The organism is Streptomyces sp. MZ04 (assembly GCF_004684775.1).
In the GTDB taxonomy this organism is placed as follows: domain Bacteria; phylum Actinomycetota; class Actinomycetes; order Streptomycetales; family Streptomycetaceae; genus Streptomyces.
Genome location: NZ_SRIC01000313.1, coordinates 1 through 9111, shown reverse-complemented (window position 1 = coordinate 9111; position 9111 = coordinate 1). Strand labels below are relative to the sequence as shown.

The following is a 9111-nucleotide window of genomic DNA, read 5'->3' as shown; positions in this document are numbered from 1 at the left end:
GACCACCGAGATCTGTACAAGGCTATTCGTCGGCAGCGTCAGATGTGTATAAAAGACAGGGTAAAGGCGGGGCTTGACCTTTCAGTCGGCTGATAGTGTTGGCAGCTGGTTCCGGGCAGCACGCAGAGCGCGCTCTCCAGCCCGGGCAGATGACTTCGCGCGCGCTACGCGCTTGGGACTTCCCCTACGGGGGACCGGCCGGAGGAGGTGGGGCTGCCATGGATCGAAGTCGACCGTGCAGTACCACCCGTTCTTCCGTCTGACATCTCACGCAGCCCTGTAGCTGCCACTTGTGCGTGTGTACTCCTCAGTGCCGCGTGCGACGGAAGAGCACTTCGTTTCCACCTGATCTCTCTGAGTTCTCCGGTCTGAGTCAGTAGCGAAGCTGCCACCGCGACGGTGCGGTGCTCCCCGCTTTGTGGACGTGCCAAACATCCTCAGCAGGACGTCCCCATTCCGGGCAGTTCCAACCGTCGCCGGCGGCCTCCGTCAAAGGAGCCTGCCCATGTCGATGATCCGTGACCTGCGTGCCGCCGTCCGCCCCGCGCCGCGCAAGGACGGCACCACCTACATCTCGTACGACGCGACCCGCGAGGCCGCGTCCGCGGTCGTCGACTGCGCGGTCTACCGCGACGGCCGCCGCGCCGCGTGCGACGACACCCTCACCCCGCACGAGGCGATGCTCCAGGTGCGCCGTGACGGCGGCTTCGCCTGGATCGGTCTGCACGAGCCGACCGAGGCCGAATTCGCCGGTATCGCCGCCGAGTTCGGGCTGCACCCGCTCGCCGTCGAGGACGCGGTGCACGCGCACCAGCGGCCCAAGCTGGAGCGTTACGACGACACGCTCTTCACCGTCTTCAAGACCATCCACTACGTCGAGCACGCCGAGCTCACCGCCACCAGCGAGGTCGTCGAGACCGGCGAGGTCATGTGCTTCACCGGACGGGACTTCTTCATCACCGTGCGGCACGGCGGGCACGGCTCGCTGCGGGCGCTGCGGCGGCGGCTCCAGGAGGAGCCCGAGCTGCTCGCCAAGGGCCCCTCCGCCGTCCTGCACACCATCGCCGACCATGTGGTCGACGGCTATCTCGCGGTGGCCGACGCGATGCAGGACGACATCGACGACGTGGAGAGCGAGGTGTTCTCCGCGCCGAGCAAGGGCAAGGGGTCCGCGCGCGGTGTCGACGCCGGGCGGATCTACCAGCTCAAGCGCGAGGTCCTGGAGTTCAAGCGGGCCGTGTCGCCGCTGCTCCGGCCCATGCTGCTCCTGAGCGAGCGGCCCATGCGGCTCGTCGACCCCGACATCCAGAAGTACTTCCGTGACGTCGCCGACCACCTGGCGCGCGTCCAGGAGCAGGTCGTCGGCTTCGACGAACTGCTCAACTCGATCCTGCAGGCCAACCTCGCGCAGGCCGCGGTCGCGCAGAACGAGGACATGCGCAAGATCACCTCCTGGGCGGCGATCATCGCCGTGCCGACGGCGGTCTGCGGGGTCTACGGCATGAACTTCGACCACATGCCCGAGCTGCACTGGCGGTATGGCTACCCCATGGTGCTCGGCCTCATCGGCGGCGTCTGCTGGGTGATCCACCGCACCCTCAAGCGCAACGGCTGGTTGTAGCACCCCACTCGGTAGGCTGCGCGCATGACAGAAACGCTGCTCGCCCAGGCCCTCCTCGAGGAGGCCACCAAGAAGTCGGGGCTCATCTGGGTGCGCGGCGACGGCCCGGACCGCGGCCTGTGGCACGTATGGCACGAGGGGGCCGTCCACCTGGTCGGCGACGGCCCCGGTGAGCAGCCGCTGCCGGGTCTCGCCGACGGCTCCACCGCCGAGGTGACCGTACGCAGCAAGGACAAGGGCGGCCGCCTCATCGCGTGGACGGCCTCGGTGAGCGAGCTCGCGCCGCACTCCGAAGCGTGGGAGGCGGCCGTCGCGGAGCTCAAGGGCAAGCGCCTGAACGCGCCCGACGGGGAGCGGATGACGGAGCGCTGGGCCGCGGAGTGCCGGGTCGTGCGCCTCACGCCGAAGGACATCGTCACCGATCTGCCCGAGGGGTCGCTCGCCGCGGCGCCGCTGGTGACACGGGCGACGACGCGGCTTCCCGTGCCGGATGCGTTGCCGCGGCTGCTCTTCAAGCGCAAGAAGCGCTGAGAGTCCGCTTCCGTCTGCGGGTTCGTCTTGGCTGGTCGCGCAGTTCCCCGCGCCCCTTCGGGGCGCTCTACGACGTCGGCAGCTGCTCCCCGTAGTCCACCATCTCGTCCTTGCCCGGCTCGCTGAGGGTGAAGTCCTTGCCCCAGTCGGTGAGCCGGAGCGTGCCCGCGTCGCCCGCGCGCTGCAGGCTCAGCGGGTAGGGCTTGCCCTGGAGGGAGACGTCCAGGGTGCCGCCCGCGCCCTTGTCGCCGGTGAGCTTGATGCTGGGGATGCCGCCGGTCCTGCCGCGCTCGCCCGTCTCCAGCTTGCCGTGCAGGGTGAGCATGCCCGACAGGAGGACATCCTTGTCCGTGAAGCCGCTCAGCTGCTTGTAGGCGGCGTCCTCCTGGGGGACCTTCACGTACTTGCCGTCGAGCTTGGCCGCGGCCGCGTCGTCCCCCTTGCCGGGCTTCTCGCCGCCCTTGGCGTCGGCGTGGGTCCAGAAGCCGGAGTCGGCCATCAGATACAGCTGCTTGCCGACGCGCAGCAGCTTGAAGGTGTCGCCCTTCGAGGTGACCGAGCCCTCGCCGCCCTCACCCTTGAGCCGCATGTCGAGCTTGTACGTGTGCCCCTTGCTGACCACCGTGCCCGAGAGCCGCACGGCGGTCGCCGCGTCGGCGGCCGCGGCGGACTTGCTCTGGATCTTCGTCGCGGGGAGCTTGCCGACGCCGTTCGTGCCCGCGTCCGGGTCCTCCTCGCTGCTGCTGCACCCGGTGAGACCGGTGACCCCCACCACGAGACCCGCGCACAGCGCGCTCACGACTGCCGCCTTGCGGGTGCGGCGGGCCAGGGGAATCGCAGTCACAGGTGGCACTGCCTCTCGTGGGGACGACGGCTACGGCTTCGGCAGTACGGCAGCGTACCCGTGCTGACTACGCACTTCGGCGGCAGTCCGTCCGGACGCTCCACCGGGGCGTATCCGACCGGGACGGGCTAGCCTGAAGCCCGCATTATCGGACAGAACGGCATGAATCCCTACGGGTGGAGGAGGCGCGCGTGATGGCGGAACGCCCCTCCCGGATCTTCGTCTCGCACCTCGCGGGCACCGCCGTCTTCGACCCGAACGGCGACCAGGTGGGGCGGGTGCGCGACCTGGTGGCGATGCTGCGCATCCAGGGGCGCGAGCCCGAAGGGCTCTCCGGCAAGGGTGGTGGTGGGAGACGGGTGGGACGCAGGCCGCCGCGCCTGCTCGGCCTCGTCGTCGAGCTGTCCACGCGGCGCCGCATCTTCCTGCCCATGACCCGGGTGACCGGCATCGAGTCGGGCCAGGTCATCACCACCGGCGTACTGAACGTGCGGCGCTTCGAGCAGCGGCCCACCGAGCGGCTCGTGCTCGGCGAGATGCTCGACCGCCGGGTGAAGCTCGTCGAGACGGGCGAGGAGGTGACCGTCCTCGACGTGTCGGTGCAGCAGCTGCCGGCCCGCCGCGACTGGGAGATCAACCGGGTCTTCGTACGCAAGGGCAAAGGCGGCACCTTCCGGCGCAAGGGCGAGACGCTCACCGTCGACTGGTCGGCCGTCGACGGCTTCTCCCTGGAGGAGCACGGCCAGGGCGCCGAGAGCCTGCTCGCCACCTTCGAGCAGCTGCGCCCCGCCGACCTCGCCAACGTGCTCCACCACCTCTCGCCCAAGCGGCGGGCGGAGGTCGCGGCCGCGCTCGACGACGACCGGCTCGCCGACGTCCTCGAGGAGCTCCCCGAGGACGACCAGATCGAGATCCTCGGCAAGCTGAAGGAGGAGCGCGCCGCCGACGTCCTGGAGGCGATGGACCCCGACGACGCCGCCGACCTGCTCGCCGAGCTGCCCGAGGACGACAAGGAGCGGCTGCTGACCCTCATGCAGCCGGACGACGCCGCCGATGTGCGGCGCCTGATGGCGTACGAGGAGCGCACCGCCGGCGGTCTGATGACCACCGAGCCGATCGTGCTGCGGCCCGACGCCACCGTCGCGGACGCGCTGGCCCGCGTGCGGCAGCAGGACCTCTCCCCCGCGCTCGCCGCACAGGTGTACGTGTGCCGGCCGCCGGACGAGACACCGACGGGGAAGTACCTGGGCACCGTGCACTTCCAGCGGCTGCTCCGCGATCCGCCGTACACCCAGGTCGGCTCGATCCTCGACGACGATCTGCTGCCGCTCACACCGGAGACCACGCTGCCGCAGGTCGCCGGGTTCTTCGCCACGTACGACATGGTGGCGGCCCCCGTGGTCGACGAGGGCGGCTCGCTGCTCGGGGCGGTCACCGTCGACGACGTACTCGACCACATGCTGCCCGACGACTGGCGCGAGACGGAGTTCCTCCCCCAAGCTCTCGACTCCGCTCGAGCAGGGCGGTACCCCCCTGAGCAGGAGGAGGAGGCGCGCCATGCCTGCGGCTGACCGCGAGCGGGAGCGCGAGACCCGCGCCGAGCCCAGGCCCGCGCGCTTCCGCCTCGACCTGCCGCGGCCGCGGCGCCGCAAGCTGCTCCCGGAGTACGACCCCGAGGCCTTCGGGCGGCTTTCCGAGCGGATCGCGCGGTTCCTGGGCACCGGACGCTTCATCGTCTGGATGACGTTCACCATCGCCGTGTGGGTCGTCTGGAACGTCACGGCGCCCGACGCGCTGCGCTTCGACCCCTTCCCGTTCCTCTTCCTGACGCTCGCCCTGTCCCTGCAGGCGTCCTACGCGGCCCCGCTGATCCTCCTCGCGCAGAACCGGCAGGACGACCGCGACCGGGTCAACCTCGAGCAGGACCGCAAGCAGAACGAGCGCTCCATCGCGGACACCGAATATCTCAGCCGCGAGATCGCCTCGCTGCGCATGGGCCTGGGCGAGGTGGCCACCCGCGACTGGATCCGTTCCGAGCTCCAGGACCTGGTCAAGGAGCTGGAGGAGCACCGGACGGCCAACCGCGTCGTATTCCCGGTGGAGGAGCGCGGCGGACGTGATGTAGACGACCGCTGACGGGGCTTTCCGACCCACGGTTACCGCGCCGTACTATCGGTCGTATGGCTACGGAAGACGCGGTGCGTGAAGCACTGGCGACAGTGAACGACCCCGAGATCCAGCGACCCATCACCGAGCTGGGGATGGTCAAATCGGTGGAGATCGGCGCGGACGGCGCCGTGGCCGTCACGGTCTACCTCACGGTCTCCGGCTGCCCGATGCGCGAGACGATCACGAAGAACGTGACGGACGCGGTCGCGCGCGTGGACGGCGTCACGCGCGTCGACGTCACGCTGGACGTGATGAGCGACGAGCAGCGCAAGGAGCTGGCGGCCGCGCTGCGCGGCGGCACCGCCGAGCGCGAGGTGCCCTTCGCCAAGCCCGGCTCGCTGACCCGCGTCTACGCGGTCGCGTCCGGCAAGGGCGGCGTCGGCAAGTCCTCGGTGACGGTGAACCTCGCGGCCGCGATGGCCGCGGACGGCCTGAAGGTCGGCGTCGTCGACGCGGACATCTACGGCCACTCGGTGCCCCGCATGCTGGGCGCCGACGGCAAGCCCACCCAGGTCGAGAACATGATCATGCCGCCGTCCGCGAACGGCGTGAAGGTCATCTCCATCGGCATGTTCACGCCGGGCAACGCGCCGGTGGTGTGGCGCGGCCCGATGCTGCACCGCGCGCTCCAGCAGTTCCTCGCGGACGTGTTCTGGGGCGACCTGGACGTGCTCCTGCTCGACCTGCCGCCGGGCACGGGCGACATCGCGATCTCCGTCGCGCAGCTGGTCCCGAACGCCGAGATCCTCGTCGTGACGACGCCTCAGCAGGCGGCGGCCGAGGTCGCCGAGCGCGCCGGATCCATCGCCGTACAGACCCACCAGAAGATCGTCGGCGTCGTCGAGAACATGTCGGGCCTGCCCTGCCCGCACTGCGACGAGATGGTCGACGTGTTCGGCACGGGCGGCGGCCAGCGGGTCGCCGACGGCCTCACGAAGACCACCGGCGCCAACGTCCCGGTCCTCGGCTCCATCCCGATCGACGTCCGCCTGCGCGAGGGCGGCGACGAGGGCAAGCCGGTCGTCCTGACCGACCCGGACTCCCCCGCGGGCTCGGCCCTTCGCGCCATCGCGGGCAAGCTGGGCGGCCGCCAGCGCGGCCTCGCGGGCATGACGCTGGGCATCACGCCGCGCAACAAGTTCTGAGTCTTCCGTCATACGCCGATGGGGGCGCCGCTCATGACGAGCGGCGCCCCCATCGGCGTACTGCGGTAGTCGCTAGTCGGCGTACTCGGCGATGTCCTTGACCACGGAGAAGCCCAGGCCGTACGCGCTCATGCCACGCCCATAGGCGCCAAGATGGACGCCCTCCTTGGTGGAGCCCGCAAGCACCCAGCCGAACTCGGACTCGCGGTAGTGGAACGAGGTCGGTACCCCGTCCACCGGCAGCGAGAGCGTCGACCAGTCCTCGCCCTGCAGATCGTCCGCGAGCACCCAGGCCGTCTCGGTCTGCTGGTCCAGCCAGTCGTTGCGCAGGTTGTGGTCCATCTGGCCCGGCCAGGTGACGGCGAGCAGCCCCACACCGGCGAGCCAGGCCGCGGACGACACCGAGGTCGCCTCGAGCAGGCCCGTGCCGTCGGCGCTGCGCCGCACGGGGTTGGCCTCGACGGTCACCACGACCGCGAAGCGCTCCTTGTCGTTGGTGCCGAGCGGCCCCTCGCTGCGGACCGACGGCTCGTCGCCGTGGCCGATGGAGCCGTGCGCCACCTCGCCGTCCGCGGTGCCGACCTGCATCAGCCAGCGCTGCCCCGTGAAGGCCTCGTCGAGGCCGTACCAGGGGAAGGACGCACGCAGATAGCCGTCGACCGCGTGCCGGGCGGAGGGCGCCGCTTGTGCGGCACCGTCCGCGGCCGGCGCCTGTGCGCCTACGCGACTTGTCGTCTCCATGTACCCGGCCGCCTCCTCGTTCTCGTCGGTCCGCAGGGCCCGCCCCCCTCGGGCGTCCTCAGCCGGACAACAAGGCAGGATAGCCACACCGGTTGCGGAAGCCGGGACACCGGTCGGCGCACGGGTGTCTCACGCGGCGTGCCGCGGGGCGTACCGAGGGTGCTCGGCAGGAGGTCAGGTGGCGTCGGCGTCGAACGGCGGGCGCTCGACGGCCGGGGCCTGCTCCGACTTCTTCGTCATGTCGATCCGGCCACTCGGGGCCGCGTCCGACGTGTCGTCCGAGCCATCGGCTGACTCGCGTCCGTGCACGGCGTCCGTGACCTCGGCCATCTCTTTCTTGAGGTCGAAGCCGTTGCGGATTTCCTTCAGGCCGAGCTCGTCGTTGTCGAGCTGCTTGCGGATGAAGGTCTTCGGATTCAGGTCCTCGAACTCGAAGTCCTTGAATTCCGGGCCGAGTTCACTGCGTATATCAGCCTTCGCGCTGTCCGAGAATTCGCGGATCTTACGGATGGTGCGCGATGCGTCCTGAATCAGCTTGGGCAGCTTGTCCGGGCCGAAGACGAGCACGGCGAGGATGACCAGCGCCACTACCTCGAGCGGGCCAATGTCTGAGAACACCTTGAACTCCTTGCCATCCGGACCGGGTCCACGGTACCGGGCGTTCCTGTCCGTCCGGTAGCCACTGGGCGAAAGGCGGGGATCAGCTGCCGCCCGCCGCACCGAGTACGAGGGTCACTTTCCGGTCCTTTCCATCGCGCTGGACGGTCAGTTCCAGGCTGTCCTTCGGACGGTGGGCGCGAATCTTGACGATCAGCTCGTCGCCGGAATGGATGCGCTGGCCGTCCACTTCGGTGATGACGTCGCCCGGTTCGATGCCGGCGCGCTCACCGGGGCCACCCTTGTTTACCGCAGGGCCGCCGCCCTTGCCCTTGGCCCCGACCCGGGCTCCATCGCCCGTGTACTCCATGTCGAGCGTGACACCAATCACAGGGTGCGTGGCCTTGCCGGTGTTGATCAGCTCTTCGGCGACGCGCTTGCCCTGGTTGATGGGGATGGCGAAGCCGAGCCCGATGGAACCGGCCTGGCCGCCGCCGGGCGCCGAGCTGTCGTCGGCGGAGCGGATGGCGCTGTTGATGCCGATGACGCGGGCCTGGGCGTCGACCAGGGGGCCGCCGGAGTTGCCCGGGTTGATCGGGGCGTCGGTCTGCAACGCGTCGACGTAACTGACATCGCTGCCGTCGCCCTTCTCACCGCCGGCGGTGATCGGGCGCTCCTTGGCGCTGATGATGCCGGAGGTGACGGTGTTGGCGAGGTCGAAGGGGGCGCCGATGGCGACGACGGGGTCGCCCACCTGGACGCTCTCGGAGTTCCCCAGGGGCAGCGGCTTGAGTCCGCGTACGCCCGACACCTTGACGACGGCCAGGTCGTACCCGGAGTCGCGCCCGATGACCTCCGCGTCGGCGGTCTCGCCGCCGCTGAACGTCACGGTTATCTCGCCGCCGGTACCCGCGGGCTCCACGACGTGGTTATTGGTAAGAATGTGCCCCTTGCCGTCGAGCACGAAGCCGGTGCCGGTGCCCTGTGCCTCGTCGCCGCTGACGTGCAGGGTCACGACGCCGGGCAACGAGCTCGCGGCGATACCGGCCACGCTGTCCTTGGCCCGCCCCTTGGCCTCCGTGCCGACCTGCGGCAACTCGACCTCCGTGCCGCCGTTGCGCTCCAGATAGGCGCCGACGGCTCCGCCGATGCCGCCGGAGACGATGGCGATGACGGCAACGAAGACGAGGAGCGTGCGGTTCGCACGCTTGCGCTTCTTGACGGGGTCGACGGGGACGGCACCGCTCTGCTGAAGGGGCGCGTTCCAGGGGTCGTACGGCTGCCGCGGCTGGGCGGCTTGGGTCTGCGGGGCCGGGTGCGGCTGGGCGGCTTGGGCCTGGGGAGCCGCCGGGTTCGGCTGAGCCTGCGGGTGCGGCTGCTGGGCCACCGGCTGCTGCGGGGCCGCGGCTTGCGGGGCCGGGGCCGCCGCCTGCTGCGGGGGCATGGGGTGCGCGGTGCCGTGG

At 70.3% G+C, this 9111-nt stretch carries 9 protein-coding genes; 5 read left to right on the top strand and 4 right to left on the bottom strand.

Features of this window, described 5'->3' with window-relative positions; genetic code table 11:
* Window positions 1–505: 505 nt before the first annotated feature.
* Window positions 506–1621 (top strand): magnesium and cobalt transport protein CorA, encoded by a 1116-nt coding sequence (locus E2651_RS37190; RefSeq protein ID WP_135335687.1) that lies wholly within the window; start codon window positions 506–508, stop codon window positions 1619–1621.
* A 24-nt stretch (window positions 1622–1645) separates the two neighbouring features.
* Window positions 1646–2152: a hypothetical protein gene (locus tag E2651_RS37185; RefSeq protein WP_135335686.1), complete on the top strand. Its 507-nt coding sequence runs from the start codon at window positions 1646–1648 to the stop codon at window positions 2150–2152.
* A gap of 67 nt (window positions 2153–2219) precedes the next feature.
* Here E2651_RS37185 and E2651_RS37180 read toward each other — a convergent pair whose 3' ends face one another.
* Entirely contained in the window at window positions 2220–2996 is a 777-nt protein-coding gene (locus E2651_RS37180) for a hypothetical protein (RefSeq protein WP_209446341.1), read from the bottom strand.
* A gap of 194 nt (window positions 2997–3190) precedes the next feature.
* Between E2651_RS37180 and E2651_RS37175 the strand changes: the two genes are divergently transcribed.
* The 3 genes from E2651_RS37175 to E2651_RS37165 are packed head-to-tail and all read left to right on the top strand — an operon-like array spanning window position 3191 to window position 6310.
* Entirely contained in the window at window positions 3191–4567 is a 1377-nt protein-coding gene (locus E2651_RS37175; RefSeq protein ID WP_167829006.1) for a CBS domain-containing protein, read from the top strand.
* Window positions 4554–5132, top strand: coding sequence for a DUF1003 domain-containing protein (locus E2651_RS37170; protein WP_135335685.1), 579 nt, complete (start codon window positions 4554–4556; stop codon window positions 5130–5132). Before E2651_RS37175 ends, E2651_RS37170 begins: the two co-directional genes overlap by 14 nt.
* Before the next feature lie 44 nt (window positions 5133–5176).
* Window positions 5177–6310: an Mrp/NBP35 family ATP-binding protein gene (locus E2651_RS37165; RefSeq protein WP_135335684.1), complete on the top strand. Its 1134-nt coding sequence runs from the start codon at window positions 5177–5179 to the stop codon at window positions 6308–6310.
* 72 nt (window positions 6311–6382) lie between these two features.
* Here E2651_RS37165 and E2651_RS37160 read toward each other — a convergent pair whose 3' ends face one another.
* The 3 genes from E2651_RS37160 to E2651_RS37150 all read right to left on the bottom strand — a co-directional run.
* Window positions 6383–7051 carry a hypothetical protein gene (locus E2651_RS37160; protein WP_135335683.1) on the bottom strand — a complete coding sequence of 223 codons (669 nt, stop codon included), beginning with the start codon at window positions 7049–7051 and terminating at the stop codon, window positions 6383–6385.
* Between the two features lie 174 nt (window positions 7052–7225).
* The gene (locus E2651_RS37155) at window positions 7226–7669 is read right to left on the bottom strand and encodes a sec-independent translocase (RefSeq protein ID WP_135335682.1); all 444 of its coding nucleotides are present in this window, start codon (window positions 7667–7669) and stop codon (window positions 7226–7228) included.
* 82 nt (window positions 7670–7751) lie between these two features.
* A partial coding sequence (locus E2651_RS37150; RefSeq protein WP_245239460.1) for a trypsin-like peptidase domain-containing protein occupies window positions 7752–9111 on the bottom strand: 1360 nt, incomplete at its 5' end.